The organism is Salinibacterium sp. NYA9b (assembly GCF_976973725.1).
In genome coordinates this window covers 15,404-35,920 of record NZ_OZ333476.1, presented here as the reverse complement: position 1 = coordinate 35,920, position 20,517 = coordinate 15,404, and the positions used below count along the sequence as shown (strand labels likewise).

Sequence of the window (20,517 nt, the reverse complement as noted above, 5' to 3'; positions counted from 1 at the left end):
TCTTCGTTTGTGGCAAGAGCGCTCAAGGCGAATGCCCTCTTTGTGCTTTCCTGCTGCTCCGCTGAAGTCGGCGAGCGATCTCGGGAGAACTGTTCACCCCGCCAGGATCCCTCTGACCATTTGCACACCTCGATAACGAGGCGTGTGCGGTCAGGGTTTGCTGACGATAGAACCGGTGAATCAATGATTCCAACGATGTTGAGTTCCAGCAATCACGGATACGCGTATCATTGAGCAGACATTGTGTGCATCTGCACAGACTGAAATCTGTTCGAAATGTGATTGAAATTGACCGAGCTCTCTGTGCCCACAATCCTCTCCCGCGCCACCAGGGCGTGCCTGAGTGAAGTCGACACCCTCGTTGAACGATGGACAGTTCAGCTCGGCACGATCGAGGTGTACACAGAGGGCCTCGTCGACTTGGATCGTGTGATCGCCGATTGCCGGATGATCTTCATCCGCCTTCTCACAGACATCGGCGGGCATGAGATCCCATCCGAAGCCCGTGACGTCTCAGAGCGCGTCGGCCACACTCGGGCGCTGCAAGGAATTCCCCTCGTGGATGTGATGTCGGCGATCCGTCTCGACTACCGCGTGATGTGGGAGGCAATCTCGACACACACCACCGATGTCGAAATGCGTGAAGTGTTCGACAGCGTCCCGCGAATTTGGGATGCGATTGAGCGGCACAGCCAAGAACTCACCAGTGCTTACACCGCCACACAATTTGGCATGGCTCAAGTGCGTCAGGATGAGCGACGCCTGTGGTTTACTCGCCTCCTCGAAACTGACGGTAAGAACCACGTACTCAATACTCGGGCGTGTGCGGTGTTATCGTTCGCACCGGAAAGCGATTTCACGATCTTCACGCACGCCGACAGAGTAGATGAGTCGCTCGATCGCCTGAACGATACTTTGCACCGGGCCGGGATCGTCGCCCACCAGCACGAAACCGAGTCCGGACCGGTGCTCATAGCGCAGATGCCACGTGAGGGCTCCATGCCGTTGAACGCGATCACGCACGAACATAAAGTTCTGATGCTCGACGGTATCCCCGGAATCTCGTCAGTTCCGGCCGCCATTCGGGTCACCCAGGCGGTGGCGCTAGTTTTGCCGCCCAGCGATACTCGCCTAGTAAATGTCACCGACTTTTGGCATGTCTCTGTCTTTCAGAATCCGTTCGATACTGGGCGGATAATTCACCAACGCCATGTCGACGCACTCCTAAAACTGCCCGCTTCTGAGCGTGCCGTGCTCGAACGCACCGCAGACGAATTTCTGACAAGCGGTTCTATCGCCTTGGCTTCGCGGGCGCTCTTTTGCCACCGCAACACCATTACCAACCGACTCGACAGCCTCGAACGAGTCACCGGCTTGGATCTGCGGCTTCCGGCAGAAGCGTCGCTCTACATCTTGGCGCGCAATGCTAGCCGTGCCGAAGCAACCTCACACAACGGCTCCAGCGCGGATGCCGCTCGAGCCCGTCCAACCGCGTTACGCTAGCGCCGCGCTGGTTCCCGCAGTTCTGTTACGGAGGAAACAGCCGAGAACAGGCCACTGGCGTCATGGCTCACTAGCCCGCCGACGATGGTTGCAACGACCTCAATCTGACCAATCTGGTCGGGCCGAACATCCACGGGGCTATCTCCCAGCACCACGAGGTCGGCAAGCATTCCGCGCGCCAGCGTGCCCTTGCGAGAAGCCCACCCTGTGGCTGCTGCAGAACCGACGGTGTACGCCCGCAGTGCTTCGTAGGCCGTGATTCGCTCCCCCTCGCCATAGCTCGCTCCCGACTGGGTCAGCCGCTCAACGAAGGACTGCATCACTGCGAGGGGTGCACCAGGGGCAACCGGGCGGTCCGAGCTTCCGGGAAGCACGACGCCGGCGTCGAGGAAGGAACGGGCGCGATAGCTCCATTGCGCCCGCTCGGCGCCTAGGCGTTCGATCATCCCGTCCCCGAATAGTCGGATGAAGTGTGGCTGCGGCACAACGCTCGCGCCCGATTCAGCCAGTCGCTGCATCTGATCGGGTCGGATGACGCCACCGTGTTCGATTCGGTTCGGCATTCCGTGACTCGACGTATCTTTGCGCGCGCTTTCCAGAATGTCGAGAGCAAAATCCAAGGCCCCATCGCCGATGGCGTGCAATGCGAGCGCCCATCCCGTGCGGTGAGCCGCCAACGCGCGCTCCCGCAATGAGTCCGGGTCTCCCTGTAGGTAACCGTGGTTGTGGGCGGCGCCTTCGTAGTGCTCGGTCATGAGCGCTGTGGAAGCAAGAAGCGAGCCATCAGTGAAGATCTTGGTGGGGCCGATCTGTAACCACTCGTCGCCAGCTCCAGAACGGATGCCCGCAGAGAGTCCCACTCCGGCGGAGTCTTCGCTGTGCCCGGGGAGCTCCTCAAGCGCGTCCAAGCTGATCATCACTTGCATGCGAGAGCGCAGCGTTCCCGCATCTTTAGCATTCTGATAGCCGGCGAATTCGCGGGGACTGTGCCCGATCCAGCCGCCGGCGATACCGGCATCCGTCACGCTTGTGAGGCCCTCGCGAGCGTACTGAGTGGTGGCTTTCGCCAGAGCGTCCTCAATCACCGTCAATGGATACGGCAGCACGAGGGCCTGAACGAGACTCATTGCGGTCTCTTCAAGCAGCCCGGTGGGGCGGCCAGCGTTGTCGACGACGACGCGTCCTCCGCTGGGCACCGGTGGTGCTGAGTTCTCAGCACCGACGAGTTTCAGCGCCACACCATTGAGCACGCAAGCGTGACCCGAGCTGTGTTTGATCCACACCGGCCGGCCGTTGGAAACCCGGTCGAGGGCATCCCGGTCAGGGTACTGGCCGCCGGTCGCGTGGTGGTTGAGGCCGCTTGCGATGATCCAGCCGTCGCTTTCCGAGCGTGCGGCGGCTGCGGCAATCACATCGTAAATATCGTTCAGAGCAGTCGCGCCACTCACATCGGCTTCGATGAGCGTGAGCCCGAACCAGACACTGTGTGCGTGAGCATCGTTGAAGCCGGGCACCACGGTCGCACCGTGCGCGTTGACGCGGTTGCACGCTGTGATTCCGGTCAACTCGTCGTCGACTCCGACAATCACACCGTGATTGATTCCGATGCTGTGGGCGCGCGGGCGCGCCTCGTCCATCGTGACAATCTTCGCGTTTTCGATAATGGTGTCGATGAGCACAGGGCCACCTTCAGATAAGGAATCGAAGTCGACGTCAATGGATGCCGGAACTTCCCGACATTGGTGGCCCTAGTTAACCGGTGCAGAAAGTCACTATCAATGGGATTTTGCGATCAGAATACGCAATAGGCTGTGCAGATCACCAAAGCACGGGGCTTGGCCCTGATCGGGGTTTGCGATGAAGGCACGAGACACTAAACCGACACGGGTCGAAAGCGCAGTGGATGAGGAGTGGTCGAGTCTCGTCGATCGCTTGTTTGCTCACATTGAGGAAATCGTCGCCGACTTCCTCAAGCTTTTCGCCGAAGCTGACTACTACGAACCGCGGATGGTTGATAAAAGCGACCTCACGCGAACCGCGCATGACACGCTCACCATGCTGCTTCACAAGCTGGGTAATAAGCCACTCCCCCAGGAATTGAAATCCCTCTCTCACGAGTTTGGAGCACGGCGAGCGCGTCAGGGCGTTCCCGAAGATGTGCTCCTCGAGGCAATCCGTCTCGACTTTCGGGTGCTCTGGTACTCCCTTCAACGGCATGCCGGCCCAGACTCGGACGCTCTGCTTGTGCGCAACGTCGAACGCGTGCTGACCACCGTTGAGGACTACGTGAGCGAAGTGCAGCAGTCTTTCTTAGCGGAACAAGCACGCCTGAGCCGCGACTCTCGCCTACTCACCGCGCGCCACGTGTCGCGCCTGTTCACCAGCGACCTCACCCGCCCCGAGTTGGTCGCGGAGATCGCGGATGGGCTTGGCGTCTCCGCCGCTGCGCAGTTCGAGATTGTGCTGGTCGTGGGCGAAGGCGTAGCGGAACTTCAACTGCAACTCGCGAGAGGAACAATCTCGTCGAGTTGGTTTGGGTATGACCGTGGCGATGGATTTTGCATGTTTCGCGAGCAGGGCACCCCCACTGCAAGCACGTCCGTCGCGGAAGAACTCGCCAACCTCCCCGGCGGCTACATCGACGAAGTGATCGGCCTTGCGAACGTCCCCGCGGCTGCAGATGCCGCCGCCCTCTTCGCCCGTCAAGCCTCGCGATCGTCCCACCCTCGCATGCTGGGAACCAACGAAGCCTGGCTAGCCGTGGCCCGAGATTTGTTGGCGTCCGCAATCCCTGACTTTGGACGGGATGTTCGCGAAGCTCTCGCCGAGTGCACCCAGTACGAACGGGATCACCTCGTGCGCGCGGTACTGGCGTACTCCGAGACTGGATCGATCAAGCTAACATCGGAACGTCTCTTCTGTCACCGCAACACCGTTGTTAACCGGCTCAGCACGTTTCGCCAGGTCACGGGTCTCGACATCACGGTTCCCCGGGATGCCGCAATTGCGTTAGTTGTACTGCACTCACCGTGACTCATATTTCCAGCATGTTTCGCGAGTGATTCCTAGCGATTCATTTCTTCGGAATTTTGGGCAATTGCACACTGAATCATGAATAGTCGCACAAATGCGACATTGCCTATGACTCTTTGCTACATCTAGCGTTGCTTCAACGAACCGGAACGCACGGTTTTGGCAGTCGGAACCATGGCCATCAGACACGACAAATGTTCGTTGCTCATGAACCCCACCTCTGCCCACGTTTTCTTTCAGCAGTCAGGAACGCACATGAAATCTCTCCTCTTCGATGGCGTCGGCACCGAGCCCTATCTCGCAGAAGTTGCTGTCGCCGATCCACGTGCCGGTGAAGTGCTCGTTCGCATGACAACCGCCGGCGTCTGCCACTCCGACCTTCACGTCATCAACGGTGACTGGCCATTCGACCACCGCGTCGCTCTTGGGCACGAAGGTGCCGGAATCGTCGAAGCTATTGGAGATGGCGTCAGCGACCTCACGGTCGGCGAGCAAGTGGTGCTCTCCTGGTTCGCCCCTTGCAACACCTGCGCCTCGTGCATCGCCGGTCAATCTTGGCTGTGCCAAGCCTCAGGAGCTGCAACCAACGGATTGCCCGATGGCACCACGCCTCTCACCGCGGCCGACGGCAACGAAGTCCGTCCGTACCTCGGAGTCGGAACGTTCTCCGACTACGCAGTTGTGCCCCGCTCGGCCGTCGTGCCCATCCCGGCTGAAGTGCCGGCAGCAGTCGCAGCACTCATCGGATGCTCGGTCACGACCGGAGTAGGCGCTGTCATGAACACCGCCGACGTTCACGCAGGGCAATCTGCCGTCGTCGTCGGATGCGGTGGCGTTGGCCAGACCATCATCATGGGCCTGAAGCTTGTGGGTGCCAGCACCATCATCGCGATCGACCTCTCCCCCGACCGCTTGGAGACAGCAGCAGAATTCGGCGCGACGCACACGCTCCGCGGCGACGACCCAGAACTTGCCGAGAAGATCGTGGCCATCAGCAACGGCGGCGTGGATTACGCGTTCGACGCGATTGGCCTCGCCGCGACATCCGCTCGCCTTCCTGACTACCTGAAGCCGGGTGGGGCAGCCGTTCTCGTGGGAATGCCTGCGCGCGATGTGGAAGTTGGCTTCAAGACCTGGCACCTCGTGGCAACCGGAAAACGTATCCTCGGCTGCAACTACGGCTCATCACGACCTCAGGTCGACTTTCCTCGAATCGCTCGCCTGTATTTAGGCGGCCAACTTCCCCTCGACAAGCTGATCGGCGACACCATCCCCGTAGCCGAAGCAGCCCGTGCAATTGACGATCTGCGAGCCTCCACTGGCCGCCGCATGGTCGTTGATCATTCCCTGTGAGCCACTAACTCCGCAGCTTTTCTCGCACGGCCCGCTTTATCTGCGCCCGCCCTCAGTGGGCGCAGTCCTTCCGCAGCATCACTTCCCATAAAGGACACAGCAATGTCTATAACCTCATCACGTTTCCGCCGCCGAGCTCTGAGCACGGTCGCAGCAGCATCCGTTCTCGCTCTTAGCCTCGGAGCCTGCAGCAGCGCTGCAGACGACTCGTCAAGCACGCCCGCAACCAACGGTGCGATCGCCATGGGCTTCGCCGGCATGGACATCACCATCTGGAACGACCAGTTGAAGATCATGCAGCCGATCATCGAAGACGCCGGGTATGAATTCCTGACGAGCGACCCACAGTGGGATGTCCAAACTCAAGTTTCTGACTGGGACGCATGGATCCAGCGCGGCGACGTTAAAGCAATCATGGGTTTCCCCGTGCAGAGTGACGCCATGGTTCCTGTAACCGAGCGCGCTCAAGCTGCCGGTATCCCCGTTCTCGGCTACGCCGTCAAGTGGGATGGTGTGGAGTACGGCACGATCATCGACGCGTATGAAGACGGTCGCCTCCTCGGCACCGCTGCTGGCGAGTGGATCAACGAGAACATGGCTGACGAAGCTGAAGTAACGGTTGCTCTCATCGCCGACAAGACTTCGGACCTCGGAAAGGGTCGCACCGAGGGAATCGCAGATGCGCTCCTCGAGACCGCCTCCAACGCCGTAATTGACGAGCTCCCCGGCATCTCGCGCGCCGAAGGTAACGACAACGCCAAGAGCCAGCTCATCGCCGACCCCGACACCAAGATCTGGTTGGGCACAAGCAACGACAACACGGCCGGCGTTTACCAGGCCCTGCTCGACTCCGGCGTAGCAGCGGATGACGACAGCTACCTCGTCGGCTCGCTTGACGCCACCAACGAGACGCTCGACATCGTGAAGGATGCCAACAGCATGTGGCGTTTCGCCTTCATCCTGCCCGCTCAGCTACTCGCAGAGAGCAACGCCTCGCTTCTGCTCAAGGCCGCGGCCGGCGAAGAACTCGAAGACACCGTGCTGACCTCGATTCAGGTCACTCCCGAGAACGCAGAATCTTTCTACGTTCAGTAAGCACGCAGCACTTGTCCCGCCGTCGACTCCATTGGGTGTCGGCGGCGGGACTTCTAAAAGAGAGCAAGTCATGACATCCACCACTGAGAGCGTTCGACTCCGCTTCGACAAGATCACGATGCGCTACGGCTCAACTCTCGCGGTTGATGGCATCGATCTCTCCATCAAAGCGGGTGAAATCGTCGGCCTGCTCGGCCACAACGGCGCAGGCAAGTCCACCCTGCTGAATGTGGCAACAGGGGCTGCCACAGCGACATCAGGTGCTCTCTGGCTCGACGGCGAAAAAATCCCTGCCGGATCTACACCAGGCGAGATTGCTCACAGCGGGATTACAGTCATCCACCAGGAGCCAGCACTTGCTTCTAACCTCTCGATCATCGACAACCTGTTCCTTGCTCGATCGAATGTGCCGGGCCGCGCAGAACGGTTACGCCGCGGCCGCGAAGCACTTGACTCAGTCGGCGCGGAAGGACTCGCGCTTGACGTCCCCGTTGGTGCGCTGACTCTAGGCGAACGCCAACTCGTCGATCTGGCTAGAGGCTACCTCGCCGGTGAGATGAAAGTTCTCATGCTCGACGAACCGACGGCAGCCCTCGGCGCCGCCGAAACGGAAGCGCTGCACGACCTCATTCGCCGCCTCGCTAGTCAGGGAACCGCGGTCATTTACGTTTCGCACCGTCTTCCCGACATCCTCGAAGTATGCGAACGCATTGTCGTTTTGCGTGGCGGAGAACTCGTCATGGATCACTCCGCCAGCGGCATGAGCCTCGCTGCACTTTCAGCAGCCCTTGCCCCCGAAGTCGACTTCGATTCCGAATGGCATCCCGAGGTCGGCGAAGAACGTCTCGTGGTCAATGACGGCGATCGCCCATTAGTTTTCCGCGACGGCGAAATCGTGGGGCTCTTCGGCATGGCCGCCGGGGAACAGTTCGACCTCCTTGCCGAACTCTTCGGCCTCGGTAAGGCTGTCGACGCAACACTCTCCGGGCTGCGATATCGAGCCCTGTCTCCCCAACATGCGATCAAAAGTGGTGTGCACCTTGTTCCCGCCGATCGTGAGGTCGACGGACTAGTCGTCGGCATGAGTGCAATCGACAACACGTTTCTTCCTTGGCGCGGCCGCCTAGGGCGCGCAGCAATGACGAAGCAGTACGCCACCATCCGGGACACCCTCAATGTCGTCGGCCCCGATGGCGACGCTCCCATTGCGAGCTTCAGCGGCGGAAACCGTCAGAAGCACCTCCTCGCCCGATGGATGTTCCCCGTTGCCCCCAAGGTGCTCCTGCTCGCTCAACCAACGCAGGGGGTCGACATCGGCGCAAAGCACGACATCAAGCTCGCCCTCCGGGCACTCGCCGCAACGGGAGTGAGCATCATCATCGCGTCAGCCGAAACCGACGAAATCGCTTCACTGTGCGACCGCAGCTACGTGCTGGCCCACGGCCGCCACCAAGAACTCCACCGCACTGGAGGCTACGAAGAGCGCCTCCTCAACACCCTTCTTGATCTCACTTCAGCCGAAAGAAGCCCCGCATGAACCGCATCAAAATCGCTCTCGCTCAGAACGGGACATTCATCGCTCTCCTCGTGATGATCATCTTCTTTGCGTCGATGAATCCGCGATTCCTCAGCCTTGCAAATGGCCAGACCATTCTTTTGCAGATCGCTGAGCTGGGAATCATCGCTCTGCCTCTGGCATTCCTCGTCATGTCGGGAACCCTCGACCTGTCCGTAGGTTCCGTCGCTAGCTTGAGCGCTGTCGTATCGGCCATGGTGATGCTCGAAACCAACTCTGCGCTGTGGGGCTTTGCGGCCGCAATTGTGGTCGGAGTGATCACCGGGGCGCTGAACGGACTTCTCGTTGCGTACCTCAAGCTCAATCCCCTCGTCATCACACTCGGGTTCCTCAGTGTGTGGGGCGGCTTAGCGTTGTTCCTCACGCAGGGTTCGACCCTGGTGGGATTCCCCGATTCCTTCAAAGCGCTCGGAACGATGACAATCGGGCCTGTGCCTCTTCAAATCATCATCCTTGCCGTCGGCGTTTTCTTGGCGTGGTACGTCCTGAATAGAAACTCGCTGGGCCGCAATGTGCTCGCAATCGGTGGTAACCCGCGGGCCGCTCACCTCATGGGCATCCGGGTTCCCCGCACGATCTTCTCGCTCTTCGTCGCTACCGGAGTTGCTGCCGCCATTTCAGGAACTCTGCTCGCCGCCAAACTACAGTCCGCCCCTCCTACGGTAGGCAACGGTATGGAGATTCAGGCCCTCACGGTAGTGCTGCTTGGTGGTGTCGCCCTTGAGGGAGGCATGGGCCGCATTACGGGCGTCGTGTCCGGTCTGCTCTTTGTGGGAGTGCTCCGCAACGGCCTCGTCATCATGGGCGTCTCGCAGTTCCTGCAGACCATCCTTATCGGTGCCACTCTGGTGGTCGCTGTGCTGCTCGACGGCTCAGTCCAGCGCCTGCTCAAGAAATCGTGGACGACGCTCGACGTCAAGAAGTCACCGAAGTCCGATACGGCGAAGACCGAGGTCACAGCCTAAGCGCTTCAACCGCGCGATAGCACCTGCCGTTGCAGCAGACACAGAGTGGAAGGTGGGAGAATTAGAGGATGAAGATCCTCTCGATTCAGTCCGCAGTCGCGTTCGGCCATGTCGGCAACTCTGCCGCGGTGTTCCCGCTGCAACGCATCGGCGTTGAGGTGTTGCCCGTTTATACGGTCAACTTCTCTAACCACACCGGCTACGGCGCGTGGCGCGGACCGATGATCGACCCAAGCGATGTGTCTGAAGTTATCGCCGGCATCGAGGATCGCGGCGTCTTCCCCCAGATCGATGTCGTGCTCTCCGGCTACCAGGGCGGCGAGGGCATCGGCGATGTCATCATCGACACGGTTGCACGCGTCAAGGCAGCGAACCCCCGCGCAATTTACTCGTGCGACCCGGTGATGGGCAATGCGAAATCCGGATGCTTCGTGGCCCCGGCCATCCCGATCCTGCTGCGTGAGCGCGTGGTCCCGGTCGCTGACATCATCACGCCTAACCAGTTCGAGCTGGGTTTTCTCACCGAAACCGAGCCCGACACCATTGAGTCGACGCTGGCATCCGCAGATCTCGCCCGCGCCATGGGCCCCAGCACGGTTCTCGTGACGAGCGTCGAGCGCCCCGACCGCGAGTCCGACACCATCGAGATGATGGTCGTGACGGATGCCGGAGCCTGGATCGTGCAGACCCCGCAGCTTCCGATGAAGGCCAATGGTTCCGGTGACGTCACCGCCGCTCTCTTCACCGCCCACTTCACGCAGACCGGCGACGCTGCGGATGCGCTGGCTCGCACGGCCTCGAGCGTCTTCGACCTGCTCGCTAAGACTCTCGAGTCGGGCGAGCGCGAGCTGCAGCTCGTCGAGTCGCAGGAGTTCTACGCGAACCCGCAAATGCAGTTCACTACGCGCCAGGTTCGCTAGCCGGCAGAATACCGGGGCAATCCCCTACAGACCAATAAGAAAAGGCCCACCAATCGGTGGGCCTTTTCTTTTACTTCTACTGTGCAATTGCACTGTGCGCGAGGGGGGACTTGAACCCCCACGTCCTTTCGAACACACGGACCTGAACCGTGCGCGTCTACCAATTCCGCCACTCACGCGTGGGTTGAGTTGAACACTCAACTGAGTGAGATTATCACAGCGCCCAGTGGTTCAGCGATTCCATGCCCAGAAGATCAACAGTGACGATTCCCAGCTTCGTCATATAGAGTCGATAGCTGTCCGTGTGCCTAAAGCCACGGGTTCAACCAGACTTGATCCAAAATCTGTCCAACTAGACAGAACTACAGACCACACCCCTGGGGGTTACCGCGTGAAACGATTGCTGATCATCAGCACAATCATGGCTGTTGTCGTGAGTGTGACTGTTCCAGCCGCAGCACACATGGAGCCTTCGTCGCGCGATATCGAGTCGACTGCTTCTGCAGCGTCGGCATCCGCAATTTTGCAGCAGTCTGCTGCCGTCGCCACGACTGAGCCTGTTCAGAGTGTGCCGATCCAGTCCTTTGCTTCTTCAGTAGAAACCGAAATCAGCGCCGCAGAGCGCGACAAGCTCTCGATCAAAGAACCTGAGCCTGAGCCAGAGCCCGTTGCAGAGGTTTACTCCGCGGGCGCTTCCGGTTCATTTGCGGGAACCTACGACGGTGCCTTCGCTGGATTCCTTGCCGTCTGGCCCGCCAACGCTCCCGTCAACGACGGCTTCGGCTACCGCGGTTCAGAATTCCACGGCGGCATCGACATTATGACCGGCAGCGGGGCGACAATCGTTTCCGCTTCCCCCGGAGTTGTCACCCAAGTCACCTACGGTGGCGGCTGGGGCCAGTACGTCAAGATCGATCACGGCAGCGGAGTCTCAACCCTCTACTCGCACATGATTGCAGGATCGCAAATGGTCTCCCCTGGCCAAACTGTGGCAGCAGGCACCCCCATCGGCCTGAGCGGCAGCACCGGTTACGTCACCGTCGCCCACCTCCACTTCGAGACCTACGTCAACGGCACTCGTGTTGACCCGATGGGTCTCCTGCCCTAATTGCTCGACCGTGGGTAACGGGTTAGCCACAAGCACCGGCTAACATCGACGTACTACAACGAGCCACAACGAGGAGAGCTTTGGGTCTTCTGGACAACTTTGAACGAGGTCTCGAACGCGCCGTCAATGGCGCTTTCGCTAAGACCTTTAAAAGTGGTCTGCAACCCGTCGAAATCACGAGCGCCCTGCGCCGCGAACTCGACACGCAGGCCGCCGTTGTATCGCGAGAACGCATCCTCGTACCCAACAACTTCACCGTGCGCCTCGGCCAAAGCGACTATCAGCGCATGGCTGGCCTCGGCAGCACGCTCATCTCCGAACTGACCGAGTTGGTGCAGCGTCACGCTACCGCCCAGCACTATTCGTTCTCAGGCGGCATCTCTATCGTTCTTGCCCCCGATGACTCTCTCAGCCAGGGAATGATCGAAGTCGATTCCGTCAACGTGAAGGGCACCGTGGCCTGGACTCCGGTGCTCGACATCAACGGCACCCGTCACACCCTCAAACACGCCCGTACGATCATCGGTCGCGGCAGCGAAGCCGACATCACCGTCGACGACAATGGCATTTCCCGCAAGCATGTGGAGATCCTGTGGGATGGCAGCCGGGCTGAAGTTAACGACCTGAACTCCACAAATGGGTCAAAATTGAACGGATCTCCTGTTTCTCGTGCACCACTCGCGCCGGAATCCGTGATTGATATCGGTCGAACCCGTATCGTATTCCGTGTGCTTGCCCAATCTGCAGATGTCGACCAGCCCGCTGATCGTCGCGACGACGGGGGGTTCACCCTATGAGTGAACTAACCCTCCTTTTGTTGCGCGTCGCGTTCCTGGCCATCATGTGGGGCTTCATCTTCGCTATCGTCTACGCGCTGCGCTCCGATCTCTTCGGAGAAAAGGTGCGTCGGATGCCCGTACAGAGCGCAGCTCAGGCGCAACAAGCCGCCGCTCCCACCGCTCCTGCTCCCGCCGCAGCCCAGCCCACGCGCCCCGTAGCGCCAGCTCCTGCCGACGGAAGCTCGCTTGATGCCACGCGCCTGGTGATTGTTTCTGGATCAAAAGAGGGGCTAGAGATTTCGCTCCCCGAAGAGCAGCTGACTATCGGCCGTTCAAGCGAGTCCGGCTTGGTTATCCGTGACGACTACACCTCAACCCATCACGCACGCTTGTTGCGTTGGGCCGATAGCTGGGTTGTTCAGGATCTCGATTCCACGAACGGCACTTTCTTGGCTGGCCAGCGGGTGAGCGTTCCGACGCCGATTCCGTTGAATACGCCGATCAAGATCGGCACTACTAGCTTCGAACTGCGACGGTAATTGAATGGCCACTTCGGGCAACAGTGCTGCCGCATCCCATGTGGGTAAGGTTCGGGCTAATAACCAGGACAGTGCGTACGCCGGCAGTCATTTATTTATTGTTGCGGACGGCATGGGTGGCCACGCCGGTGGTGATGTCGCCTCGGCGATAACGATCAAGCACGTTGCAGAAGCCGACCACGTTTTCGAGACAGCGGAAGAAGCTGCTCAGGTATTGCACGACACGCTACTCGCCGCCAACCGCATCCTGTCTGACACCGTCATCGAGCACAATGAGCTCACCGGTATGGGCACCACGGTCAGTGGAATGGTTCGTGTCGGCGACAAGATGGGCATGGCGCATATTGGCGACTCGCGCATCTATTTGCTGCGCAACGGCGCCATGAAGCAGATGACGCACGATCACACCTTCGTGCAGCGTCTGGTTGAGAGCGGTCGCATCACGCTTGAAGAAGCGGCCGTGCATCCGCGCCGATCTGTCTTGATGCGGGTGTTGGGCGACGTTGATGCGTCACCCGAGATCGATACGGACGTCTTTGACACGCAGGCCGGTGACCGTTGGTTGCTGTGCTCCGACGGGCTGAGCAGCTTCGTCACCGAAGAGAAGATCGCGGCAATCCTTCGTCGCGTAACCGATTCGCAGGTCGCGACCGAGCGTCTTGTTCAGGCGGCTCTCGATCAGGGCGCCCCCGACAATGTCACCGTCGTGTTGGTGGATGTCGGTGACGACGCGTCGTCAGCCCACGAGCCGCCGCTCATGGTTGGTTCCGCAGCTTCCCCGCTCTCATTCGAGCCGACGATCGTGAAGAAGCCGGTTCGTTTGCCGAACCTCTTGCTGCACCCGTTGAAAGCGACGCAGACCGACGACAGTCACTTCGAGCCAGAGTCTGACGAGTACTACCAGGCCATCATCCGCGAGGATCGCCGCCGCGTTCGCCGCCGCCGCATTTCGTGGATTACGTTCATCACTCTCACGATCGCAGCAATCCTGGCTGGTCTTGTTGTCGGCTACCAGTACACCCAGCAGCAGCACTTTGTGGGCACGGATGACGGCAAGGTCGCGATTTATCAGGGTGTGCAGCAGAGCATCGGCCCAATTTCGTTGTCGCACGTCTACCAAATCACCGACGTTCGCGTTGTCGATTTGCCCCTCTACTTGCGCACGAGCGTTGAGCACACCATCAACGCGAGCGACCTCCAGGATGCCCAACGCATCGTAGAAATGTTGTCTGATGCCCGCATCCCCTAGCGCTGATGCTCGGGCCTCGGCTGCAGCCGGCCCTCGAGCTATCACCGAAAACATCCGCCTCAAGCTGCGGGTTCCTGCCCGCCTGCGCAATCTTGAACTGCTGCTGATCATTGTGGCGATCGGCATCAACTTGGGTTCGATCGCGCTCGTGCAATTGGGCGCGCTTGGCCACCTTGGCTACACCGTCTTGGGACTCTCGGGACTGCTTGGTGTGCTCGTGTTCGCAATGCACATCACGCTGCGCAAAACAGCGCGGGATGCCGACCCTCTGATCTTGCCGATCATTACGGTGCTCAATGGCCTCGGTATTGCCATGATTTACCGCATCGACTTGGCTGATGAATCCACCGGCTGGGGCAGCGGTGGCGTTCGCCAGATTGTCTGGACCGGCATTGCCATCGTCATCGCCATGGCGGTGCTGATCATCATCAAGAATCACCGTGTCCTGCAGCGCTATCGCTACATTGCGATGTTCAGCGGTATCGCACTGTTGCTTCTGCCGCTCGCTCCCGTGATCGGTGACACACGTTTCGGCGCGCGCCTGTGGGTCCAAATTGGTGCGTTCTCGTTCCAACCGGGCGAGCTCGCCAAGATCGCCCTCGCTGTGTTCTTCGCCGGCTATTTGGTGTCGGCGCGAGATTCCCTCTCCATGGTCGGCCGCAAATTTATGGGAATGACCTTCCCGCGTGCCCGCGATCTCGGCCCCATCATCGTTGTCTTCGTGGCATCCATGCTCGTGTTGATCTTCCAGCGCGATATGGGTACCGCCCTGCTTTACTTCGGGCTGTTCCTTGTGATGATCTATGTCGCCACGGGGCGTTCGAGTTGGATTCTGCTCGGAATGGCCATGTTCTTGGGCGGCGCTTTTGTTGCCAGCCGCTACCTGACCTACATTTCTGGGCGCATCGATGCATGGCTCGATCCGTTTAACCAGGAGGTCTACGAGGCAACCGGAGGAAGTTACCAGTTAGTCCAGGGCCTCTTCGGTTTCGCTGACGGTGGCCTTATAGGAACCGGCCTCGGGCGCGGCAGTCCCGAGATCACGCCCCTCGCTGAGAGTGACTACATTGTGGCGTCGCTCGGCGAAGAACTGGGTCTTATCGGCATCTTCGCAATTCTGGCGTTGTACCTTCTGTTTGTGTCTCGTGGATTCCGCATCGGCTTTGCCGGTCAAGATGATTTCGGCCGCCTCTTAGGGGTCGGTCTCGCTTTCGTGATCGCTCTGCAGGTGTTTGTTGTCATCGGTGGTGTCACGCGAGTGATTCCGTTGACCGGTCTCACGACGCCGTTCTTAGCTGCCGGTGGATCATCGCTGGTTGCTAACTGGATCATTGCAGCGCTTTTGCTGCGTCTCTCTGACACCGTGCGTCATCAGCCGCAACTCGTTATTGAGCCTTCGATCGAAAACCGATTGGTGGTGGGACAGTGAACCGTGAACTTAAGCGAGTGAGCACCGTCGTGCTTCTCATGTTCGTGAGCCTATTCATCTCAAGTTCTGTTATTCAGGTCGTCACAGCCGACAGCCTGCAGGCGGATGGCCGCAATGTTCGAACGCTTTACGCAAGCTATTCGGCCGAGCGTGGCCCCATCCTCGTCAACGGCGAGCCGATCGCGTACTCCGAGCCTGTCGATGACGAATTCAAGTTCTTGCGGGTCTACCCGAAGGGCGAGTTGTACGCGCCCATCACCGGCTACCTCACTCTGAACCAGGGAAACACTGGTCTGGAGAATTCGCTCAACGACTACCTCAGTGGTTCTTCCAACGATCAGTTCTTTGATCAAGTGAACTCGATCCTCACCGGACAGAACCCCACGGGTGCTGCGGTCGAACTGACAATCGATCCTGTAATTCAGCAAGCGGCGTGGGATGCACTCGGAGATCTCAAGGGCGCGGTCGTCGCAATCAAGCCCGATACCGGCGAAATTTTGGCCATGGTGTCCAAGCCGTCGTATGACCCCAACGAGTTGGCCGTTCACAACACGAGCGAGGTCATCGATGCGTACGACCGTTTGCTCGCTGACCCCGACGACCCGTTCTTCAACCGCACGCTTGCCGGACCTTTGGACCCTCCCGGGTCGACGTTCAAGCTCGTTGTCGCGGCTGCCGCTCTCGAGAGCGGCGACTACACCGCAGAGAGCACGTTCCCGAACCCTGCAGAATTGCAGTTGCCGGAGAGCACCTTCGTCATCAGCAACTCCGACAGCGCGACGTGTGGCTCGGGCAGCACCGCGTCAATTGCTACGGCCATCCGCCTGTCGTGCAACATCCCCTTCGCTCAGCTGGGTGCAGAGCTCGGTTCCAACGCTATTCGCGAGCAAGCCAACCTCTTCGGCTTCAACGAGAGCGTCTCCGTGCCACTGGCATCAACCGAGAGCGTTTACCCGCGCGCTCTTGACGCTCCCCAGACGATGCTCTCGGCCTTCGGTCAATCCAGCGTTCGTGCTTCCCCGCTGCAGATGGCCATGGTGTCGATGGCGATCGCCAACAGCGGCACTCTGATGCAGCCCAATCTTGTTGAGAGCATCGTGTCCTCCGATCTCACAACCATCCAGTCCTTCGAGCCAACTCTGTTCAGTCAGGCACTCAGTCCGCAAACCGCCGCCGCACTCACCCAAATGATGGTGGATGGGGTCAGTAACGGTGCTGCGAACACTGCCAGTATTGATGGGGTTGAGGTTGCAGGAAAGACCGGTACAGCAGAAAACGGAGAAGGCGAGCCATACACGTTGTGGTTCACCGGATTCGCTCCGGCAAATGATCCAGAAGTTGTTGTCGCGGTAGTTGTCCAAGACGGTGGCGGGCTAGGACAGTCCGGCACATCGAGTGGGCTCTCCGCACCAATTGGGCGTCAAGTACTAGAGGCGGTGCTAAACAGATGAGACCAACTAGTGGACTCACATTCGGCGGTAGATACCAGCTTTCCAGTCGCGTAGCGATTGGCGGCATGGGTGAGGTCTGGCAAGCAACAGACCTCGTGATCGGCCGAACGGTTGCGATCAAAATCCTTAAGGATGAGTACCTCGGCGACCCCGGGTTCTTAGAGCGTTTTCGCGCCGAAGCGCGCCACGCTGCCCTCGTCAACCACGAGGGCATCGCCAACGTCTTCGATTACGGAGAAGAAGAGGGCAGCGCCTACCTCGTCATGGAACTCGTTCCTGGCGAAGCTCTCAGCGCCATTATTGAGCGCGAACGCGTGCTCGACCCCGACCGCGTTCTCGACATCGTGTCTCAGACTGCCGCCGCTCTTCAGGCTGCTCACGCCGCAGGTCTCGTGCACCGCGACATCAAGCCCGGAAACCTTCTCATCACGCCAGAAGGCCGCGTCAAGATCACCGACTTCGGCATCGCCCGCATTGCCGACCAAGTACCGCTGACCGCGACCGGTCAGGTCATGGGAACAGTGCAGTACCTCTCGCCCGAACAGGCCAGTGGTCACCCCGCCTCCCCCACGACTGACATTTACTCCCTCGGAATCGTCGCCTACGAAGCTCTTGCCGGGCGTCGCCCGTTCACGGGCGAATCGCAAGTCGCGATCGCGATGGCACAGATCAACGAGACTCCACCCGAGCTGCCGATGACGGTGTCCGAACCGGTGCGCAACCTTGTGTACGCGTGCTTGGCTAAGTCACCTGGCGACCGCCCGGCATCCGCTTCGCATCTGTCCCGTGCAGCGCAGTCGTTGCGCCGCGGGGATGTCGCTGCTGCGGCCACCGCTGTTCCCGGCATCTTGGGCGATAACTCTCATGCCGCCACGGTGGGCCTCAACTACGGCAACAACACACAGGCAACTAGAGTTCTCACGACCGCGAACCCGGCCGGTGCTGCCGTCACCACCGGTGAGGTCCTCGAGGAAACCAAGCGTCGCAATCCGTGGACCTGGCCAATCGTTGCGTTGATTTCGCTGCTTGCGGTTGTCTTGATCGGTGCGATCATCGCGCTGCTCGCCAGCCCGGGCGACGAAGAACCTGTCGCGACAAGCGCATCACCGAGCGCATCAGAGACCGTAGCTCCCGAGCCAGAACCCACGTCCACGCTAGTCGCGCTCAGTGAGGATGAGCTCTTGGACCGCAAGCAAGACGCGGTCGCGCAAATCTTGGAAGACAAGGAACTCGTGCTCGATGCTCAAATCGGCACCGAAGCGCCTTCGTCTGAGAAGGTCGGATTCTCCTACCAGGCAGCCCCGACCGGCAACGTCTCTAAGGGCGAAACCATCACGGTCTACTTCTACGACAAGATCGCGGTGACGCCGAATCCGACGCAACCTTCTGCAACGACCCTGACTCCACTCGGCCCGTACTACGGAGACGAGTCTGTCACTGTGAAGTGGACGTCCTATCAAGGTTGCCCCGCTGGTCATCCCCTCACCTCGTTCAACTTCCTCGTTGTCGGTGGGCCAAGCGCAGGAGCTTCCAGCTATGCCGCCGGCGTGAACCAGTTCGAAATCACGTTGCCGCCAAATGAGGGCGACACTACAAAGATCTCGTACACCGCCGTGTGCACCGATCTTGAATCGCCGTCATCCGAACCTGTAACGGTCACTATCGTTGCCAGTCCGTGAGGCAATATCACTACTCGCAACGGATAGACTGAGGCGGTACTAACCGCGACAACAAACAGGAGTGAACCAGTGAGCGAAGGCGTGGCACAGGGCGTACGCCAGCTCGCTGGGCGATACCAAATTGGCGAGCTTCTCGGCCACGGCGGTATGGCCGATGTTCATTTGGGAATGGATACGCGACTGGGGCGCCGGGTAGCAATCAAGCTACTCAAGCCCTCGCTCGCTAACGATCCCGCTTTCCGCACCCGTTTCCGTCGTGAGGCCCATGACGCAGCGAAGATGGCGCACCCCACTATCGTGCGAATTTTCGATGCCGGCGAAGAGTCCGTTATCGATGAAACGGGTCATGAGACCCTCATCCCGTTCATCATCATGGAATACGTCGACGGTCGGCTGCTGAAAGACATCGTCGCTGAAGGCCCGATTGCCCCCGACGAGTCGGCGCGCATTGTGTCGCAAGTACTCACCGCTCTCGAATACTCACACCGCGCTGGCGTCGTTCATCGCGATATCAAGCCCGGCAACATCATGGTCACCAAGAGTGGCCAAGTGAAGGTCATGGACTTCGGTATCGCCCGTGCGGTGTCGGATTCTGCTGCCACGATTGCCGAGTCGAGCGCTATTGTCGGCACCGCCCAATACTTCTCGCCGGAGCAAGCCCGCGGCGAAGGGGTGGATGCGCGTTCCGATCTCTACTCCACCGGCGTTGTTCTCTTCGAACTTCTCACCGGACAGCCTCCGTTCACGGGAGAGAACCCTGTTGCCGTGGCCTACCAGCACGTCAACTCCGAGCCTGTTCCCCCGAGCACGATGGTGGCCGCGGTCTCCCCCGCTCTTGATGCTGTCGTATTGCGGTCGCTCTCCAAGGATCGCTTCGACCGCTACCAAAGTGCTGCCGAGTTCCGCACCGATGTTGAGGCTGCTGCTGCCGGTTCCGTACCCGAACGCAAACAGCTCGCATCCACAGACTTCAATTCCACGCTCTTCGGCGTCAATCCGAACGCAACGGCCGGCAGTGACGCCACGTTCCGCCAGCTCGCGGTTGATGAGAATGACCGCACCCCGCGCACTCAGAACCGTCCTCCGGTTGCCTGGATCTGGGGCGGCATCGCCCTCATGGCCGTCATTATCGTGTCCGTTGTGGTCTGGGCGTTCAGCCTCACCCCTGCGCAGCTCAGCGGAACCAGCGCCGTAGATATCCCCGATGTCGCAAGTCTCACCTATGACGAGGGCGCCGCTCAGCTCACCGAGCTAGACCTCGTTCCCAAACGCGTCAACCAGGCCAGTGAAACCGTCGAAGAGGGCATCATTATCCGCACGGATCCTGGCCCCGGCCAGACTGTTCCGCTCGGTCTCGAGATCCAAGTTGTGGTGTCGCTGGGGCGCACCCCGGTGACTGTGCCCAATGTCAGCAATATGCAAGAAGACGCGGCGATTAAACTCCTTGAGTCTGCGGGGTTGGTCTACGGAACAAGTTCCCAAACCTATTCGCCGAACCTCAAAAAGGGCACCGTAATTAGCTCTGACCCGCGCGGCGATGCCGAGCGCAATGCAGACGGCGCCATCATCCGTGAAGGCGAGACAGTCAACTTGGTTGTTTCCAACGGACTCGTGCAGGTTCCCGATGTCACCGGCAAAGACATTGGCGAAGCCAACACCACGCTCACTGGCCTGCAACTTAGCGTGAAGCTAAATGCGGACTTCGGATGCTCGGGCAATACGGTCAGCTACCAATCGATCGTCGGCGACCAAGCTCAGAAGTCCGAGATCACGCTCCAATACTGCGCCGGCTAAAACGGCAACAACGAGCCGCCGCCTCACTGAGGGCGGCAAGGTTC

At 59.8% G+C, this 20,517-nt stretch carries 16 protein-coding genes and 1 tRNA gene; 15 read left to right on the top strand and 2 right to left on the bottom strand.

The genetic code is table 11. The features are described from left to right. The first annotated feature begins 288 nt into the window (after positions 1-288). Complete coding sequence (locus tag ACWFSR_RS00175) at positions 289-1,503, top strand: helix-turn-helix domain-containing protein (protein WP_197106911.1); 1,215 nt, start codon at positions 289-291, stop codon at positions 1,501-1,503. Here the strand turns inward: ACWFSR_RS00175 and ACWFSR_RS00170 are convergent. After that, positions 1,500-3,182, bottom strand: coding sequence for an amidohydrolase (locus ACWFSR_RS00170; protein WP_447522756.1), 1,683 nt, complete (start codon positions 3,180-3,182; stop codon positions 1,500-1,502). The two genes, ACWFSR_RS00175 and ACWFSR_RS00170, sit on opposite strands and share 4 nt — an antisense overlap. A 178-nt stretch (positions 3,183-3,360) precedes the next feature. Between ACWFSR_RS00170 and ACWFSR_RS00165 the strand changes: the two genes are divergently transcribed. From ACWFSR_RS00165 to pdxY, 6 genes are all read left to right on the top strand, one after another. Beyond that, the gene (locus tag ACWFSR_RS00165) at positions 3,361-4,536 is read left to right on the top strand and encodes a helix-turn-helix domain-containing protein (protein ID WP_197106909.1); all 1,176 of its coding nucleotides are present in this window, start codon (positions 3,361-3,363) and stop codon (positions 4,534-4,536) included. Positions 4,537-4,791: 255 nt separating this feature from the next. Beyond that, a complete protein-coding gene (locus tag ACWFSR_RS00160; RefSeq protein ID WP_447522755.1) occupies positions 4,792-5,889 on the top strand; it encodes an alcohol dehydrogenase catalytic domain-containing protein in 1,098 nt (365 codons plus the stop codon). A gap of 102 nt (positions 5,890-5,991) precedes the next feature. Next, positions 5,992-6,984 carry a sugar ABC transporter substrate-binding protein gene (locus ACWFSR_RS00155; protein WP_197106907.1) on the top strand — a complete coding sequence of 331 codons (993 nt, stop codon included), beginning with the start codon at positions 5,992-5,994 and terminating at the stop codon, positions 6,982-6,984. A 70-nt stretch (positions 6,985-7,054) separates the two neighbouring features. Continuing rightward, positions 7,055-8,521 carry an ATP-binding cassette domain-containing protein gene (locus ACWFSR_RS00150; RefSeq protein ID WP_447522754.1) on the top strand — a complete coding sequence of 489 codons (1,467 nt, stop codon included), beginning with the start codon at positions 7,055-7,057 and terminating at the stop codon, positions 8,519-8,521. Beyond that, positions 8,518-9,525 carry an ABC transporter permease gene (locus ACWFSR_RS00145; RefSeq protein ID WP_197106905.1) on the top strand — a complete coding sequence of 336 codons (1,008 nt, stop codon included), beginning with the start codon at positions 8,518-8,520 and terminating at the stop codon, positions 9,523-9,525. Before ACWFSR_RS00150 ends, ACWFSR_RS00145 begins: the two co-directional genes overlap by 4 nt. A 68-nt stretch (positions 9,526-9,593) precedes the next feature. Next, entirely contained in the window at positions 9,594-10,445 is an 852-nt protein-coding gene (pdxY, locus tag ACWFSR_RS00140) for a pyridoxal kinase PdxY (protein WP_447522753.1), read from the top strand. Positions 10,446-10,540: 95 nt separating this feature from the next. Here the strand turns inward: pdxY and ACWFSR_RS00135 are convergent. Beyond that, positions 10,541-10,624 (bottom strand) — tRNA-Leu (locus ACWFSR_RS00135). A gap of 212 nt (positions 10,625-10,836) precedes the next feature. Here ACWFSR_RS00135 and ACWFSR_RS00130 point away from each other — a divergent pair. The 8 genes from ACWFSR_RS00130 to pknB all read left to right on the top strand — a co-directional run bounded on the left by ACWFSR_RS00130 (position 10,837) and on the right by pknB (position 20,473). Beyond that, positions 10,837-11,553: a M23 family metallopeptidase gene (locus ACWFSR_RS00130; protein ID WP_307784130.1), complete on the top strand. Its 717-nt coding sequence runs from the start codon at positions 10,837-10,839 to the stop codon at positions 11,551-11,553. 80 nt (positions 11,554-11,633) lie between these two features. Then, positions 11,634-12,350: an FhaA domain-containing protein gene (locus ACWFSR_RS00125; RefSeq protein WP_197106901.1), complete on the top strand. Its 717-nt coding sequence runs from the start codon at positions 11,634-11,636 to the stop codon at positions 12,348-12,350. After that, positions 12,347-12,871, top strand: coding sequence for an FHA domain-containing protein FhaB/FipA (locus ACWFSR_RS00120; RefSeq protein ID WP_197109159.1), 525 nt, complete (start codon positions 12,347-12,349; stop codon positions 12,869-12,871). Before ACWFSR_RS00125 ends, ACWFSR_RS00120 begins: the two co-directional genes overlap by 4 nt. A gap of 4 nt (positions 12,872-12,875) precedes the next feature. Further along, positions 12,876-14,120 carry a Stp1/IreP family PP2C-type Ser/Thr phosphatase gene (locus ACWFSR_RS00115; RefSeq protein ID WP_447522752.1) on the top strand — a complete coding sequence of 415 codons (1,245 nt, stop codon included), beginning with the start codon at positions 12,876-12,878 and terminating at the stop codon, positions 14,118-14,120. After that, positions 14,104-15,549, top strand: a complete 1,446-nt coding sequence (locus ACWFSR_RS00110) for an FtsW/RodA/SpoVE family cell cycle protein (RefSeq protein ID WP_447522751.1) — start codon at positions 14,104-14,106, stop codon at positions 15,547-15,549. Before ACWFSR_RS00115 ends, ACWFSR_RS00110 begins: the two co-directional genes overlap by 17 nt. Next, positions 15,546-17,000, top strand: a complete 1,455-nt coding sequence (locus ACWFSR_RS00105) for a peptidoglycan D,D-transpeptidase FtsI family protein (RefSeq protein WP_197106897.1) — start codon at positions 15,546-15,548, stop codon at positions 16,998-17,000. The genes ACWFSR_RS00110 and ACWFSR_RS00105 overlap by 4 nt, the downstream gene beginning before the upstream one ends. After that, positions 16,997-18,679: a protein kinase domain-containing protein gene (locus ACWFSR_RS00100; protein ID WP_447522750.1), complete on the top strand. Its 1,683-nt coding sequence runs from the start codon at positions 16,997-16,999 to the stop codon at positions 18,677-18,679. The genes ACWFSR_RS00105 and ACWFSR_RS00100 overlap by 4 nt, the downstream gene beginning before the upstream one ends. A 69-nt stretch (positions 18,680-18,748) precedes the next feature. Beyond that, positions 18,749-20,473, top strand: a complete 1,725-nt coding sequence (gene pknB, locus ACWFSR_RS00095; protein WP_197106895.1) for a Stk1 family PASTA domain-containing Ser/Thr kinase — start codon at positions 18,749-18,751, stop codon at positions 20,471-20,473. The last annotated feature ends 44 nt before the right edge of the window (positions 20,474-20,517 follow it).